This window comes from Labrys sp. HAY1-8F (assembly GCF_056754975.1).
On record NZ_JBPGWZ010000002.1, the window covers coordinates 4,289,186 to 4,304,062 of the forward strand.

Below are 14,877 nucleotides of genomic sequence, written 5' to 3' on the forward strand. Positions count from 1 at the left end.
CCTGGAGGGGGAGGGGCGGGCCGTAGGCCCGGGGGGGGGTGACTCACCTCGCAAAAATTCTCGGATTGGGGCGGCAAGCACTCCACGTTAGTCGGGGGCAGGTCACCCCACCCCGACGCTTCGCGTCGACCCCAGGCACTTCCAAGAGGAAGTGCCGACCCCTCCAGGGGAGGGTGAAGTCAACGCCTATTTCGCTCGCACCTTTCTCCTCGCCTGTCCCGTCTGCAGGAGGTTATCGCCTTGTCGTCTCAAGCCAATCCGGCGGCCAGCCTGTCGACGCCATCCCCCAATCGCGGCGCGATGCTGCTGCTCGTGCCGGCGCTCGCCGTCTTCGTCCTGATCTTTGCCGCGCCGCTCCTCGACCTCGCCCTAGAGAGCTTCCGTCAATTCGTGCCGGGCCGCATCGGCTCGGCAGCGGATTCGCCCTTCGTCCTCGACAATTACCGCGAACTGGTCAGCCCGTCCTTCGCAGGCGTGCTGATGGAGACGTTCCGCATCAGCGTCGCCGCCTCGCTGGTCGGCATGATCATCGCCTTCCCGATTGCCTATGGCGTCGTGCGGCGCTTTTCCAAGCGCTGGCGGGTCGCCTGCATCGGTCTGATGATCACGCTGGTGCTGCTGTCCATGCTGGTGCGAACCTATGCGCTGGAGCTCACCTTCGGCTCGGTCGGCATCGCCCGTCCACTGCTCACCTTTTTGGGGATAGCGCCGACCAGCCGCTGGTATATCGAGACGCTGGTCGGGGCCGGGCTCTTGCATGCGGTGATCCCGATCAGCGTGCTGACTTTGATCGGCACGGTGCAGAATCTCGATCCTCGCCTGATCGATGCCGCACAGTCGCTGGGTGCGCCCGCCTGGCGGGCCCATCTCGACATCACCCTGCCGCGCAGCCTGCCGTCGCTGGTCTCGGCCTTCCTGGTCTCGCTGACCTTCTCGATCAGCGCCTTCGTCATTCCGATGGTGCTCGGCAAGGGGCGGGTGCTGTTCATCTCCAACGTGATCTACAACCGCTTCAGCGACGTCTCCAATTATCCCAGCGGCGCCGCCGTCTCGATCACCATGCTGATCCTGACCCTCATCGTCGTCTATCTGGTCTCGCTGGTGCAGCATGGCCGGAGGCAACGCGCATGACCGCCGAGGGCAAGACCAAGCTGTGGGGCGACCGTGTCGCCATCTCCACCACGAACATCGTGATCGGGCTAGGCCTGGCTTTCCTGATCGTGCCGTTGCTGGTGGCGGGGCTGCTCGCCTTCGACGCCCGCGACTATCTCGGGCCGCTGCCGCCGCCCGGCCTGTCGCTGCACTGGTTCGAAAAACTGTTCTCGCAGGATTATGTCGTGGCGGGCCTGAGCACCAGCCTGGAGATCGCGGTGCTGGCGACCCTCGTCAATGTGGTCATCGGGACCGCAGCGGCGGTGGGGCTCGACCGCGGCGACTTCCGCGGCAAGGGTGTCATCATGGGGGCCTTCCTGTCGCCGCTGATCGTGCCGGCGGTGGTGACGGGTTTCGCCCTCCTGCTCTTCCTCTCCAAGATTGGCGTGATCAGCGGTTTTCCGCGCTTGCTGGCCGGGCACATCATCATCACATTGCCCTATGCGCTGCGCGCCACGCTGGCCAGCCTGGTCGGCCGCGACAAGCGCTTGACCGAGGCGGCTCTGATCCTGGGCGCCACGGAGCGGCAGGCCTTCTGGAGCGTCACCCTGCCGCTGATCCGCACCGGCATCGTCACCGGCGCCGTCTTCACCTTCGCCATCTCGATGGACGATGTCGCCGTCAGCCTCTTCCTCACCGATCCCACCACCTACACGCTACCGGTGGCGCTGGTGAGCAATATGCGGGCCTCCTTCGATCTCACCATCGCGGCCGCGGCCGTCCTGCTCGTCGGCATCACGGCCATCCTCATCATCATCCTGGAACGGCTCGTCGGCTTCGATCGTCTGATCGGCCAAGGAATGTTCAGGTAACGACCTACTCTTCAAATAACGGGAGCGAGACATGGCGAACTCCGTGGAATTCATCGATGCCGTCAAGCATTTCGGCGATGTGACGGCGGTCGACGGCGTCTCGTTCTCGATCGCCGGCGGCGAGACCGTTGCCCTTCTGGGACCGAGCGGCTGCGGCAAGACCACCATTCTGCGCATCATCGCCGGCTTCGAAAGGCCGGATGCAGGCACGGTGCGCATCGCCGGCGAGGATGTCACACGGCTCAAGCCCTATCAGCGCAATGTCGGCCTGCTGTTCCAGCATTATGCGCTGTTTCCGCATATGACCATCGCCGAGAACATTGCCTACGGGCTGCGCTATCGCGGCTGCCCGCGAAACGAGATCGACGACCGCGTCGCGCAGATGTTGGAACTGGTGCGCCTGCCGGATTTCGGCCATCGCAAGCCCCATCAACTCAGTGGCGGCCAGCAGCAGCGTGTCGCCCTGGCGCGCGCCCTGGCGACGCGGCCTGGCCTGGTCCTGCTCGACGAACCACTGTCCGCTCTCGATGCCAAGCTGCGCCAGGAATTGCGGGCCGAACTCAAGCAGGTGCTCGCCGCCGTCGACGCCACCACCATCGTGGTCACCCACGATCAGGAGGAGGCGATGAGCCTGGGCGAGCGTGTCTTCGTGATGAAGAGCGGCAGCATCGTGCAGGAAGGACCGCCGAACGAGGTCTATGGCAAGCCTCGCTCGCGCTTCGTGGCTGAGTTCATGGGCCGGGCCAACTGGTTCCGTGGCCGCCTGGAAGCCCAGGGCAACGGCCTTGCCGCCTTTGTCGGTGCCAACGGCCTGAAGCTGGTGGTCTCGACCCCGCACGATACGGCTGGGCGGAGCGAGGTCGATCTGTGCGTGCGGCCCGAGAGCATCGATCTGATGCCGCTGCAGGCGGCGGCTCTTTCCAGTGAGCGCAACCGCATCCCGGGCCAGGTGCTGGAGGTGACGCCGCTCGGCGCCATGCGGCAGATCCTGGTCGAATTGCAGGGCGGCGGGCAGGTCCTCGCCGTCCAGCCCAACCGCGGCGGTGACGTGCACGGCCTCGGCCAGCCGGTCATCGTCGGGCTGCCGGCCGAAGGCTGCGTGGTGGTGCCGGTTGCAGCCTGAGCCATTTCCTCCAACCAGAACAAACCATTCAAGGAAAGGACCGACATCATGATCCTACGCAGTCTCCTGCGGGCCGCCACCCTGACGGCCGCCCTGTTTGCCGCGACCGTCGCGGCCAAGGCCGACGCACTCGACGACATCACCAAGGCCGGCGTGATCAATGTCGGCGTCTTCGGTGACTTCCCGCCCTTCTCCTCGGTCAACCCGGATATGAGCCTGAAGGGCTATGACATCGACGTCGCGCAGATCCTCGCCGACGGCCTGAAGGTCAAGCTCAACCTCGTCAGCGTGACCGGCCAGAATCGCATTCCCTTCCTGACCGAAAAGCGCGTCGACCTCTTGATGAGCGTCGGCTACAGCGCCGAACGCGAGAAGGTGGTCGATTACGTATCGGCCTATGCGCCCTATTACATCGCCGTGATCGGCCCACAGGCCCTCAAGGTGGCCGGAAAGGAAGACCTTGGCGACAAGACCATTGCCGTCAATCGCGGCACGCTGGAGGACACTTCCCTCACGGCGGTGGTGCCGGCTTCCGCCGATGTTCGCCGCTTCGACAATTACAATTCGGTGATCCAGGCCTTCCTCTCCGGCCAGGCCCAGGTGATGGTGGTCGGCAACGATGTCGGCTCGCAGGTGCTGGCCAAGCGGGTGGATCTCAAGCCCGAGCAGAAGTTCCAGCTGCTGTCTTCGCCCGATCATATCGCCATCAACAAGAACGAGCCCCGCCTCAAGCAGGCTCTCGATGACGCCGTCGCCAAGTTGCTGGCGGATGGCAAGCTCAACGAGATCTCGATGAAGTGGTTGCAAAAGCCGCTCGATCCCAAGGATCTCAAGGACTGAGCGGTTCTCAAAATTGACCCGCACGTCATTGCGAGGAGCACTGCGACGCGGCAATCCAGGGACCTGGATTGCTTCGCTCCTCTCGCAATGACGACGCCTCATCGTTCAGGCATCAAGGCCGTTGGTACGCTCCGGCTTTGAAGGGAAGGGCACGGAAATGGGCAGTAGTCTCGACTTCGGCTGGCTCGGCGCCGCGCTTGCCGCGATCGCAAGAGGCGCCGGGATCACGATCCTGATGATCCTGGTCTCGGCCGTGCTCGGCCTGTTCCTCAGCGTTCTGGGTGCCGCCGGCCGGCGCAGCCGCCATGCGCCGGTCCGCTATCTGGTGACTGTCTATGTGGAGTTGATCCGCAATACGCCGTTCATCGTGCAGATGTTCTTCATCTTCTTCGGGCTGCCGAGCCTCGGCATCCTGCTCAATCCGCTGATGGTCGCCATCGTGGCTGTTACCATCAACCTCACCGCTTATGGCATCGAGATCGTCGGCGCCGGCCTCGACGCCGTCTCGCGGGGGCAGAAGGAGGCGGGGCTGGCCCTGGGCCTGCGACCACGGCAGGTCTTCGTCAAGATCGTGCTGCCTCAGGCCCTCAAGGTGATCTTTCCGGCCCTCAGCAGCCAGATCGTCATCATGATGCTGGAATCGGCGGCCGTCTCGCAGATCGCGGTGAAGGAACTCACTTATGAAGCCGATCTCATCCAGGCGCGCACCTTCCTGCCCTTCGAGACCTATCTGGTGGTCGCTTTGATCTATCTGGTGCTGAGCATCGTCCTGCGGCGTCTCCTGCAGTTCGGCGGCCGGCGTTTCCTGTTCGGAGGTCTGGCATGATCGAGTTCACCTTCTGGGACATCGCGCGTAATCTGTTGCTGGCAGCCCGTTGGACCGTGCTTCTCTCGATCGTCGCCTTCATCGGTGGCGGCCTGGTCGGCCTCGCCATCCTGATCGCCCGCATCGACAGCCGCAGATGGCTGAGCCGGCCGGCCGAATGGTATATCGGGCTGTTCCAGGGCACCCCGCTCCTGCTGCAGCTCTTCCTGGTGTTCTTCGGTCTGCCGCGCATCGGCCTGCGCATCGACCCCTGGCTGACGGCAGTGCTCGGCCTGACCTTGTGCGCCAGCGCCTTTCTCGCCGAGATCTGGCGGGGCGGCGTCGAGGCCTTGCCGCGGGGCCAGTGGGAGGCGAGCGCCAGCCTTGGCCTGCATTACTGGCGCCAATTGCGCCTGATCGTCCTGCCCCAGGTCCTCTCGATGACGCGCGCCCCGACCGTCGGCTTCCTGGTGCAGCTGGTGAAGAGCACGGCGCTGACCTCGATCATCGGCTTCGAGGAATTGCTGCGCACGGCCAATGCCATCAACAACGCCACCTTCCAGCCCTTCATCGTCTATGGCTGCGTGGCGTTGATCTTCTTCGTGATCTGCTTCCCCTTGACGCGCTACGTCGATGCACTGGAAAGGCGCGGGGTGTAGGGGCACTCCTGGAACGCCGGTTTCCAGCTGGCCCTATCCAGCCAAGGCCCGCTCTACTGCAGCCCGTTCCACCTCCAGAAGCGGCGCCAGCACCTTGTAGGCCTTGGTCTTGACGCCCGGCTGCATCACCAGGATCACCGTTTCCGTGCCTGGGCAGGCGGCATCGCCGCATTGGATTTCGCTGACGGAGATGGTGGTCTCCTCGCCGAGGTCCAGGATCTCCCGGGCCATCTGCTTGATGGTGGCTGCCCTGTCGCGCTCGGCCTGGCTGGATTTGCGGAACAGGCCGAACATCGCCTCAGGCAGCTCCGGGCAAAGTGAGGATGCCGGCAGCGCCATCCTCGGCGCCGAGGGCGAGCTGGGCTCCTGTCTTGTCCCAAGCCAGGGCTGTGATGCCCGATCCGGGTATGGCACGGCGCACCAGGATTTCGGAGGCGTCGGTCAGGCGGCAAAGCAGCACGCAGCCGTCCTCATAGCCGAGCGCCAGCACCAGCGCCTTGGGGTGGAAGGCCACCTGCGTCACCTTGGCGTGGCGGATACCGCATTCGCGCGGAGCCTTACCCATGGGACCGTCCTTGCTCTGGAACGGCCAGACGATGCCGGCATCGGCGCCGGAAGTCGCCAGCCAGTTGCCGTCATGCGACCAGGAGAAGGAGCGTGTCTTGGAGGGATAGCCCGACATGCGCATGTGCTTCTTCTCGGCCACAGTCCAGCCATGGAGGGTGTTCTCCTGCATGGAGGTGACGATGAAGCGGTTGTCGGGCGAAATCGTGATGTCGAGATGGCTGCCCTTCCATTCGTAGAATTCGGGGGCAGCGCTCGAATTGGGAAACCAGGCGGATACGCCATTGTAGTGCGCCACGGCGAGGCGGTAGCCTTTAGGCATGAAGGCAAGGCCCCGCACGCTGGACGGCGCCGTCCACTGCTTCACAGTACCCTTCTCGTCGCGGGCATAGACGGCCTTGCCCGCCGACCAGGCCGTTGCGCCTCCTGCGGACACCGCCACCGCGTCGATCCATCTGTTGCCGGCCTGCCCGATCTGGCCGATTTCGCCATTGGCGGAGAGGGCCATGATTCGGCCGTCATCGCCGCCGGCGACGAGTGTGGTGGCATTGGCGGTGACGGCCAGCAGGCCGGCATCGCCGAACAGGGCGTCGCGCTTCTCTTCGCAGATCTCCGCCCTGAGTACGGTGCCGTCGGCCAACGCAAAGACAGGCGTGCGGCCAAGCCAATGGCAGGCCAGCACATGGCTGCCGGCCTCGATCGAGGTGACGCTCTCGGACAGGGAAGGGAAGGTGGTGGTGTTCAAGGGAGACTCTTGGAACTTACACCCTCCCTGGAGGGGGAGGGTCGACGCGTAGCGTCGGGAGGTGATGGGTCCGGGTGGGCGGTGAATTCGTCCCACCCCAGCCTTCAGGCCGGCCCTCCCCCTGCAGGGGAGGGTATACGATCACGCCGCGCAGGCGCGGAAGCCCTTTTCGAGCTCGTCGCGGTTGAGATTGTGTCCGATGAAGACGAGACGCGATTCGCGCTTTTCGTCCGGCTTCCACTCCCGCTGGAGGTCGCCATCCACGATCATGTGCACGCCCTGCAGCACGAAACGGCGCGGCTCGTCCTTGAAGGAGAGGATGCCCTTCCAGCGCAGCAGGCTCGGCCCCTCGCTCTGGGCGATGCGGTCGATCCAGGGCATGAACTTGGCCGGATCGACATCGCCATCGATCTTCAGCGACAAGGACTGCATGGTCTCGTCGTGATAGTGCTTCAGGCCGTGGTCATGGTGATGATGGTCATGGCCATGGTGATGGTCGTGATCATGGTCGTGATCGTCGACCTCGAGGAAAGCGGGTTCCAGGTCCAGGATGCGGTCGAGGTCGAAGGCGTTGCGGCCGAGCACATCTGAGATCGCCACGTTGGAACGGGTCGCCTTGTGCAGCTTGGCATAAGGGTTGAGAGCGCGGATGCGCATCTCGACCTCATGCAGTTCGGGCGCAGTGACGAGGTCGGTCTTGTTCAGCACGATGACGTCGGCGAAGGCGATCTGGTTCTTGGCCTCGGGGGCGTCCTTGAGGCGATCCTTGAGCCATTTGGCATCGGCCACGGTGACCACAGCGTCGAGGCGGGTCTTTTCGGCGACATCCTGGTCGACGAAGAAGGTCTGCGCTACCGGCGCGGGATCGGCGAGGCCCGTGGTCTCCACCAGGATGGCGTCGAACTTGCCCTTGCGCTTGAGCAGGCCGTCGATGATGCGGATGAGGTCGCCCCGCACCGTGCAGCACACGCAGCCATTGTTCATCTCGAACACCTCTTCGTCGGCGTCGACGATGAGGTCGTTGTCGATGCCGATCTCGCCGAATTCATTGACGATGACGGCATAGCGCTTGCCATGGGGCTCGGTCAGGATGCGGTTGAGCAGGGTGGTCTTGCCGGCGCCGAGATAGCCGGTGAGAACGGTGACGGGAATCTTGTCGGACGTCTTGCTTTCGGAAGCAATCGTGTCGGCCATGGCAATCTCCGGAGCGCGGACGCACTCTTCAGCAACGGATAGGCGCACGGCCGGGTGCGCATTCGTCCCAGCCGCATTCGCTCAGCCTTATATTGGATTGATGGCCCGAGATGTAAGCCCCAAAGCGCGCGATTCTTGACGCCGCGTTCAAAGGCCTCGTGCGCCGGCCCGTTTCCGCTCAGGACGGACCGGGGTCATCCGCGCCGAAGGGAGGCAGGCCTTGCATCAGGCGGGTGAGGCGGCTCTCGGCAAGGACCAGCCGTTTGATCTGGTCGCGCATCACCACGAGCGCAACGGAGGGCAGTTCGGTAAGGAGATTGACGAAAATGTCCTTGGCGATCTTCAGGGTGCCGAGGTCAGTGGCCGCCACCACCGTGGCCGAACGAGGCAAGCTGCCTATCAGTCCCATCTCGCCGATGATGGAATGCCGCTCGGTCGTGGACAGATGAAAGCTCTCGCCCTCATGTTCCATGAAGGCGTCGGCGGTGCCCGAGAGGATGACATAGGCGGCATCGGCGACATCGCCCTGGCGAAACAGGGTCTGGCCTTGTGCGAACGCCACGTGTTCGCAGGTGAAGGCGATCAGCTTCAGGCGTGGCGTGTCCAGGGCCGCGAACATCGGCACGTCGCGCAGGGCCTGGACCTCGGGCAAGTCCTCGATCAGCGTCTCGGGCACGGCTTCCTGGGGCGCCGTCGGCGCGGATAGCCGGGTCACCGTTTCGATGCGGTTGCCACGGGTCGCAACCACGACATCGAACGAAGTCCGCGCCGTGTCGTCCCGCGTGGCGACGATGAGGGTACACCCGGCCATGCGGCGGCGCGCCGTCTCCAGGATGAGGGCGCGCTGGCCTTCCGGAAACATCAGGTCGGGCTGGTCGAGGATGAGGATCTTCGGGCGTTTGATGAGACAGCGCGCCAAAGCAAGGGCGCATTTGTGGGCCGGCAGCAGCAGGCGTCCGCCGGGGCCGGCCTCCTGATCGAGGCCGAGCCGGTAGATGACAGGCTCGAGCCCGCAATCCTGCACGACCTTGCGCAGGGTGGTCATGACGCGCTCTTCGGCGCCGGCCATCGCATGGTCGATGCGTCCGAACAGCAGATTGTCGCGCAGCGGTGCGGCGGGGCAGAGCCGGTCGGGCGCGTAGAATTCCAGCTTTCGGACGAACCGGGCGGGATCGAGGGCCATGATCTGCCTGCGGGTTCGCACGATCGTCTCGGCGAGGGCATCGGTCAGCAGCCCAAGCCAGTGGCGGGTCTCGACATAATTGAGCGCCAGCATGAGCAGGCTTTTGCGTTCGGTTGGCGCAAGGGCGCCGGTGCCTCGTGCGCCGGCGCGGGCGACAATCTCGGCAAAGTGCGGCAGATCGCTCGAAGAGATGAAGGAAAAGCGCTCGAATGCGATATGATCTGCGGCGATCTGCGAGAAGACCTCCACCATGGTCGCGCTGATTTTCAGTCCCAGGTCGGCGAGGCTGCGATCGAGTCCCTGCTCGGCCAGCAAGGCGGCGATCTGCGGGTCGTCGATCAGGGCTTCGATGGCGCCTTCGGCAGTCGGCACGCCGAAGAACAGGTTCTCGCCCAGGGTGGCATAGGGGTTGAAGCAGGCCGGATCGAAAGGCTCGATCAGCTCAGCCAGATGCGTCGTTTCGAGTTCCCGGATGAGCTGCCGGCGGCAGGCAACGAGGCGTTGGGCAAGCTCGGGATCGGGCTCGACGGCGAATTTGCGGGCAAGGCCGAAGCCATAGACAGCCTCGGCGAGGCCGACCTCGGCCAGCAGGTTGACGATAAGCTGGTCGAGTTCCCGCGAATCGGTGGCCCCGGCCCTGCTCAGATCGAGGGCGCCCGCGCTCGCGCCAACAGGTTGGTTTAGCAGGCTGTAGACGATGTTATCGCGCAGCGAACGCCCAAAAATGCTGCAATCGGAACCGAGATAACCGAGATTTTCCCCGATCCAGTCAGCGGGCAAGGCGGCGATGTCCTGTCCGGCAAAGCGTATCCTGCCGCTGAATTCCGTCAGGCGGCGCGCCAGAACCTGGGCCAGGGCGATGAAGCCCTCGCCGCGGGAGCCGGTGAACAGCACATGCGACCCCAGCGGCAGGGTGAGATTGGCGTTGTCGAGGAGGACGTCGCCGCTTGGCGCGTGGATCCGCAGGGCTTCGACGGCGATAGAGCCGCCGGACGTCAGGTCGGGGGCCGCTCCGGCGGGCCGAGGCAGTTCGGCCAGGGAGAACTGCTCCAGGATCTGCTCATATTTGACCTCGACGTCCTGGCGCTGCTGGTCCCAGTCGATCAACTCCTTGATGGGCGGTGGCAGGTCGCGATAGGCCGCGATCACCGCCACCAACTGGCCGATGTCCAGCGAACCGCGCAAGGCCAAATAGCCGCCCAGCGCGTAGAACAGGAAGGGCGTCACCTGCGCCAGCACGGAATTGATGAATTTCACCATGAACTTCCGGCCATAAAGGCGATAGCGGATCCAGAAGAGCTCATCGAGAATGCCGACGATCCTGTGCCTTTCGTAGGCAGCCGTGCCATGGTTGCTGACCTCGCCGATGCCGTCGACGATCTCGCCGACATGACCGGCAAGCGAGCGTGAGCGTGCCTGGCGCTGGCGCCCGAGCCTGAGCTGCTCGCGCCGCAGCCGCGGGATGATCAGGCCCTGGACCAGCACCATGGCCGCAGCGAGAAGGCCAAGCAGGGGACTTTGCAGCAGGATGAAGCCGAGGGCGGTGAGGGCCTGGCTGCCAAGAAAAGCGGGTTGGATATAGGCGTCGCCGACGAAGCCGCCGATCGGCTCGACCTCGTCACGGATGATGGTAGCGACCTCTGCCGAGCGAATCGTGCGGATGGCTTCGGGCCTGAAGCGCAGCAACAGATCGAAGAGATCGAGGCGCAGGCGACGCAACAATTCCTCGCCGAGCTTGCCCTTCTGCATGTTGATGACATAGCGAAAAGCACCGTTGACCAGCACCAGCAGCATGAAGACGGAGCTGAGCACCATCAGATAGGCGATGCGGGAGAAGGTGACGCCTGCATAACTCAGCGTGCCGCCGCCCAGAAAGGCCGGCAGGGTCAGGCTGAGGGCGAAAAGGGGCGCCTCGGTAACTTCGTGCGGGAAAGCGCGACCCTGGATGGCATCGTTGACGATACTGCGGGGCAGGTCGAGCGACAGAAAGTAGAACGGCAAGGAGAGCAGGACCGCGACCAGGATAATGATCTGCTGCCGCCGGCTGGTGCGCCAAATATAGACAAACAATGGTGGGAGCGTCTTGCCATCCGCCGCCGGCTCGATGGCCCCCCGGCCGGGCGCCTCGGCCTGGATGCTCGGCATGGGCTCTTGCTTCACCGCTCCCTCGTACCAATAGCGCACACGACTTGAGTGAGGTGGTCTTCGGTCGGTGCCTGAAGTCAAAATACCGGGAAATACGGATAATTGTAATCGAAATACTTATCGATTGAAGTTGGTGTGACGGACGGGGCGCGGCGAAACATTCATATCTACTCTTTGCCAAGGAAGAAGGAGGTTACGAGTGGCCGGCTCAAAAGACGCTTGCTGTGCCCCTATGCGCCGCCTAGAATAAAAACGTGAGCAAAATCCTGCGTTTGGAGCAGGAAGATGTATTTCCTTCCACCTGGCGTCGCTCGATCCATCAGAACATGGAATTGGATCTGGTCTGGCGCCGACCGGCTATCGCGGCCATGGGCGGGGCGGTGGGCCCGCATTATCTCTGGCGGATCGTCCTATGGTGTGCGCCGGGTGCGGTCTTGAGCTGACATCGGTCTTCGCGTTCTGCCCGCGATGCGGATGTGCGCAACCGGCACCTTGCGCAAAATGCGGCTTCCTCTGTGAGGCCGGATTTGCCTTTTGTCCTCGTTGCGGCACGGCGCGGACGCTCGGCGCAGCTGGCCCGGCCGCCGAACCCGTCGCCCCTGCGCCATTGGTGCCGGCCAAGACGCGCGCCGATCCAGAGGTCGACAGGCGACAGGTGACAGTGCTCTTTGCGGATGTCTCGAGCTTCACCCAGCTCGCCGAGCGGCTTGATCCCGAGGAAGTGCGGGCGTTCCAGAACGCCCTGTTCGAAACCCTGGCGGGCGTGGTGACGCGTTATCAAGGCTTCGTGGAAAAATTCGTCGGCGATGCTGTCCTGGCCGCGTTCGGTGCACCCATTGCCCATGAAGACGATCCGGAGCGGGCCCTCTGCGCTGCGCTGGACATGACGGAGGAGAGCGTCCGGCTCAATGAACGCTGGGCCGGGCGGCTGGGGCAGCAGATGAGCCTCCATATCGGCGTCCATACCGGTCTTGTGGTTGCGGGGCGCCTTGGCCAGGCCGCCGGCGCCGCCTATGCGGTGACCGGCGACACCGTCAACACGACGGCACGCCTACTGGCGGCGGCCTCAGGCACTATCCTGGTTTCCGCGGCCACGCATGCCCTGGCCCAGCACCGTTTTAGTTTCGAGCCGGCGCATGCCCTGGCTCTGCGCGGTAAGGCGGAGCCGGTGGCGGCCTATCGGCTAATCGGCCTGTCGACCACGCCCGCTTCGGCGCGCGGGCTGGCTGCCCATGGGTTGGAAAGCCCGATGATCGGCCGTGACGACGAATTGGCGGGGCTGATCGCCACCTTCGATCGAGCGCAGACGGGATCTGCCCAGATCGTCAACCTCGTGGGGGAAGCTGGTTCGGGCAAATCGCGGCTGGTCGCCGAATTCCTGGCGGTGCTCGAAGCGCAGGACAGGCTGGCCGGCGGTGCCGTACGCCGCACCGCGTGTTCCTCCCTTGGCGAACCGGCCTATGGCGTCTTCGGCGCCCTGTTCCGCGAGGCCTATCGGGTGAACCGCGACGATACGCTCGAAACGGCGAGCCGAAAGCTTGCGGCTGGACTTGTCGGGCTGGGTGCCGAACTCGAAATGGCCGAGGCCGTCATCCCGGTCCTGAGCTACATGCTCGGCATGGAGGGGGCGAGCGCCGACGAACTCGCGCCCGAACAGGTGAAACGCCAGATCGCCCTGGCCGCGCGCATGCTGATCGGGCGCCGCCTGGACCAGGGACATTTGCTGGCCGTCGTCGAAGACCTGCACTGGGCCGACATGGCCTCGGTGGAGCTGTTGTGCGACATCGCCGATCACCTAGCGGATCGGCGCCTGATGATCGTGCTGTCCCACCGCCCCGGCCGGCCCCCGCTATGCTTTGCCCACGCCGTGCAATCGAGCCTTCCCCTGGCTCCCCTTTCGGCGGATCAGACGCGGGCCTTCGTCGGCGCCCTTTTTGGGGAGGCCGACGCGGATACTCTCGATGAAATCCGGGCCTTCGTCATCCGTCGGTCCGGTGGCAATCCTCTCTTCGTGGAAGAGATCGTCCGAAGCCTGGTGGCCAGGGGCGTGCTCCGGCGCGAGGGAGATCGCTGGATCCGCGCGGCCCCGCTCGAAGCCGACAATGTCCCGCCGACCCTGCAGGGCTTGCTGCTGTCGCGCGTCGATGAACTGCCGGCGGACCAGCGGCGTGTGCTGCATGAGGTAGCCGTACTCGGCATGGCGTTCGAGGATGCCCATCTTGCGGCTATCGCCACCGAACCGGCTCGAGTGGAAGCCGCTCTCCGCGACCTGACCGAGGCAAATTTCATCGTCCGGGTCAGCGAGGGCGCGGGCAGCTATCGCTTCACCCATGCTCTCATCCATGAAGCCGTCTACCAGAACCTGCTGCTTGCCCGCCGGACCGAACTGCACGAACGGGCCGGCCGCGCACTCGAACGGGCCGTGGGTAGCCGTCCCGAGAGGCTGAGCGATCTGGAGGCGTTGGGCCATCATTGGAGCCTGAGCTTCGACAAGGCCAAGGGCGCGCGCTATCTCATGGCGGCTGGCGACCGGGCCCGCGCCGTCTACGCCAATGACGATGCCATCCGCCATTATGAGCGGGCCTTTGGTATTCTGTCCTACTGCGCCGGCTGCGAAGGTGACAGCTTGGCGACACGGGAAAGGTTGGCGGACCTGCTGGCGCTGACCGAGCGGCGAACAGAGGCGGCTATTCACTATGAGGCCGTGCGTCAGGCCTTCGAGGCCGCGGCGGATTCGGCCGCGGCGGCGCGCCTCCAGCGCAAGATCGGTGGTCTGCATTGGGAAGCGGGCGATCGCCAGGCAGCCAGGGGCTGCTTCATGCAGGGCCTCGCCTTGATCGGGGGCGAGGGATATTCGCCCGAGCGTGCGCAATTGCTCCAGGAGGTCGGGCGGTTGGCCTTTCGCACCGGCGACAATGACGGTGCGATCGCCTGGACGGAACGAGCCCTTGCCGAGACGGATCGTGAGGGTGCCGATACGGAGCAGGAACGTCTGCGGGAACTGGCTGCGATACGGGCTCAGGCCTACAACACCATCGGCGTGGCGCTAGCGCGCATCGGCCGGCCGGCGGATGCGATCGAGCAGATCGAGCAGAGCGTGCGGCTCGCCGAGGACCATCGCCTGCTGCAGGCTGCCTGCCGTGGCTATACCAATCTCGGCGTGCTCTACAGCTCCCTCGATCCGCAGCGCAGCATCGCAACCTGCCTGCGTGGCTTGGAGATGGCCAAGAAGGTAGGAGACCTTGGTTTCCAGTCCCGGATCTACGCCAATCTCGCGGTCGCCTATTGTGCGCTGACCGATCGCTGTGAGGCGGAGGGCGTCGAAGCGGCGCAGATGGCGGTCGATCTCGACCGGCGGCTCGGCCTGCTCGATCACCTGGCCGCGCCGCTCATCATCCTTGGCCAGATCTATCAATGTCGCGGCGAACACCGGCTCGCCTTCGCCTCCTATGAGGAAGCCTTGCGCCTGGCCGAACGCATGGGCGAGCCGCAATTCCTGTTTCCCTGCTATGATGGCTTGGGCACGCTCCATCTGGACGCTGGGAACCAGGAGCAAGCGGCGCTATACTTGGCCAAGTCGCAGGAGGTTTGTCAGCGTGCCGGCCTGGAGCCAGACGCCCTGATGGTCTTGCCGTTTCTTTGTTAACTCCATTCC

At 64.5% G+C, this 14,877-nt stretch carries 12 protein-coding genes; 8 read left to right on the forward strand and 4 right to left on the reverse strand.

Features of this window, described 5'->3' with window-relative positions; translation table 11 throughout:
* Positions 1 to 240: 240 nt before the first annotated feature.
* The 6 genes from ACR9ZN_RS28765 to ACR9ZN_RS28790 all read left to right on the forward strand — a co-directional run bounded on the left by ACR9ZN_RS28765 (position 241) and on the right by ACR9ZN_RS28790 (position 5,391).
* A complete protein-coding gene (locus ACR9ZN_RS28765; protein WP_454812744.1) occupies positions 241 to 1,131 on the forward strand; it encodes an ABC transporter permease in 891 nt (296 codons plus the stop codon).
* A complete protein-coding gene (locus ACR9ZN_RS28770; RefSeq protein WP_434955095.1) occupies positions 1,128 to 1,964 on the forward strand; it encodes an ABC transporter permease in 837 nt (278 codons plus the stop codon). Before ACR9ZN_RS28765 ends, ACR9ZN_RS28770 begins: the two co-directional genes overlap by 4 nt.
* A 31-nt stretch (positions 1,965 to 1,995) precedes the next feature.
* On the forward strand, positions 1,996 to 3,087 hold the full coding sequence (locus tag ACR9ZN_RS28775) for an ABC transporter ATP-binding protein (protein ID WP_434955096.1): 1,092 nt from the start codon (positions 1,996 to 1,998) through the stop codon (positions 3,085 to 3,087).
* A gap of 48 nt (positions 3,088 to 3,135) precedes the next feature.
* On the forward strand, positions 3,136 to 3,927 hold the full coding sequence (locus ACR9ZN_RS28780) for a transporter substrate-binding domain-containing protein (RefSeq protein WP_454812747.1): 792 nt from the start codon (positions 3,136 to 3,138) through the stop codon (positions 3,925 to 3,927).
* Between the two features lie 157 nt (positions 3,928 to 4,084).
* Positions 4,085 to 4,753 (forward strand): amino acid ABC transporter permease, encoded by a 669-nt coding sequence (locus ACR9ZN_RS28785; RefSeq protein WP_441771287.1) that lies wholly within the window; start codon positions 4,085 to 4,087, stop codon positions 4,751 to 4,753.
* Complete coding sequence (locus tag ACR9ZN_RS28790; protein WP_454812749.1) at positions 4,750 to 5,391, forward strand: amino acid ABC transporter permease; 642 nt, start codon at positions 4,750 to 4,752, stop codon at positions 5,389 to 5,391. The genes ACR9ZN_RS28785 and ACR9ZN_RS28790 overlap by 4 nt, the downstream gene beginning before the upstream one ends.
* Positions 5,392 to 5,424: 33 nt before the next feature.
* Here the strand turns inward: ACR9ZN_RS28790 and ACR9ZN_RS28795 are convergent, their stop codons facing one another.
* The 4 genes from ACR9ZN_RS28795 to ACR9ZN_RS28810 all read right to left on the reverse strand — a co-directional run bounded on the left by ACR9ZN_RS28795 (position 5,425) and on the right by ACR9ZN_RS28810 (position 11,222).
* Entirely contained in the window at positions 5,425 to 5,685 is a 261-nt protein-coding gene (locus ACR9ZN_RS28795; RefSeq protein WP_454812751.1) for a hypothetical protein, read from the reverse strand.
* 4 nt (positions 5,686 to 5,689) lie between these two features.
* Positions 5,690 to 6,700: a WD40 repeat domain-containing protein gene (locus ACR9ZN_RS28800; protein ID WP_481273798.1), complete on the reverse strand. Its 1,011-nt coding sequence runs from the start codon at positions 6,698 to 6,700 to the stop codon at positions 5,690 to 5,692.
* A 141-nt stretch (positions 6,701 to 6,841) separates the two neighbouring features.
* The gene (locus ACR9ZN_RS28805; protein ID WP_454812755.1) at positions 6,842 to 7,894 is read right to left on the reverse strand and encodes a CobW family GTP-binding protein; all 1,053 of its coding nucleotides are present in this window, start codon (positions 7,892 to 7,894) and stop codon (positions 6,842 to 6,844) included.
* Between the two features lie 178 nt (positions 7,895 to 8,072).
* The gene (locus tag ACR9ZN_RS28810; RefSeq protein WP_481273799.1) at positions 8,073 to 11,222 is read right to left on the reverse strand and encodes a cyclic nucleotide-binding domain-containing protein; all 3,150 of its coding nucleotides are present in this window, start codon (positions 11,220 to 11,222) and stop codon (positions 8,073 to 8,075) included.
* Between the two features lie 254 nt (positions 11,223 to 11,476).
* Between ACR9ZN_RS28810 and ACR9ZN_RS28815 the strand changes: the two genes are divergently transcribed.
* Together ACR9ZN_RS28815 and ACR9ZN_RS28820 are read left to right on the forward strand one after the other, a co-directional pair.
* Positions 11,477 to 11,665, forward strand: coding sequence for a hypothetical protein (locus ACR9ZN_RS28815; RefSeq protein WP_481273800.1), 189 nt, complete (start codon positions 11,477 to 11,479; stop codon positions 11,663 to 11,665).
* A gap of 167 nt (positions 11,666 to 11,832) precedes the next feature.
* On the forward strand, positions 11,833 to 14,868 hold the full coding sequence (locus ACR9ZN_RS28820; protein ID WP_481273801.1) for an ATP-binding protein: 3,036 nt from the start codon (positions 11,833 to 11,835) through the stop codon (positions 14,866 to 14,868).
* The last annotated feature ends 9 nt before the right edge of the window (positions 14,869 to 14,877 follow it).

What these genes read in the sequence shown, in the direction of transcription:
- ACR9ZN_RS28805 (WP_454812755.1), bottom strand. Translation starts at nt 7,894, where the DNA reads ATGGCCGACACGATTGCTTCCGAAAGCAAGACGTCCGACAAGATTCCC.
- ACR9ZN_RS28785 (WP_441771287.1), top strand. Translation starts at nt 4,085, where the DNA reads ATGGGCAGTAGTCTCGACTTCGGCTGGCTCGGCGCCGCGCTTGCCGCG.
- ACR9ZN_RS28795 (WP_454812751.1), bottom strand. Translation starts at nt 5,685, where the DNA reads ATGTTCGGCCTGTTCCGCAAATCCAGCCAGGCCGAGCGCGACAGGGCA.
- ACR9ZN_RS28770 (WP_434955095.1), top strand. Translation starts at nt 1,128, where the DNA reads ATGACCGCCGAGGGCAAGACCAAGCTGTGGGGCGACCGTGTCGCCATC.
- ACR9ZN_RS28775 (WP_434955096.1), top strand. Translation starts at nt 1,996, where the DNA reads ATGGCGAACTCCGTGGAATTCATCGATGCCGTCAAGCATTTCGGCGAT.
- ACR9ZN_RS28780 (WP_454812747.1), top strand. Translation starts at nt 3,136, where the DNA reads ATGATCCTACGCAGTCTCCTGCGGGCCGCCACCCTGACGGCCGCCCTG.
- ACR9ZN_RS28790 (WP_454812749.1), top strand. Translation starts at nt 4,750, where the DNA reads ATGATCGAGTTCACCTTCTGGGACATCGCGCGTAATCTGTTGCTGGCA.
- ACR9ZN_RS28810 (WP_481273799.1), bottom strand. Translation starts at nt 11,222, where the DNA reads ATGCCGAGCATCCAGGCCGAGGCGCCCGGCCGGGGGGCCATCGAGCCG.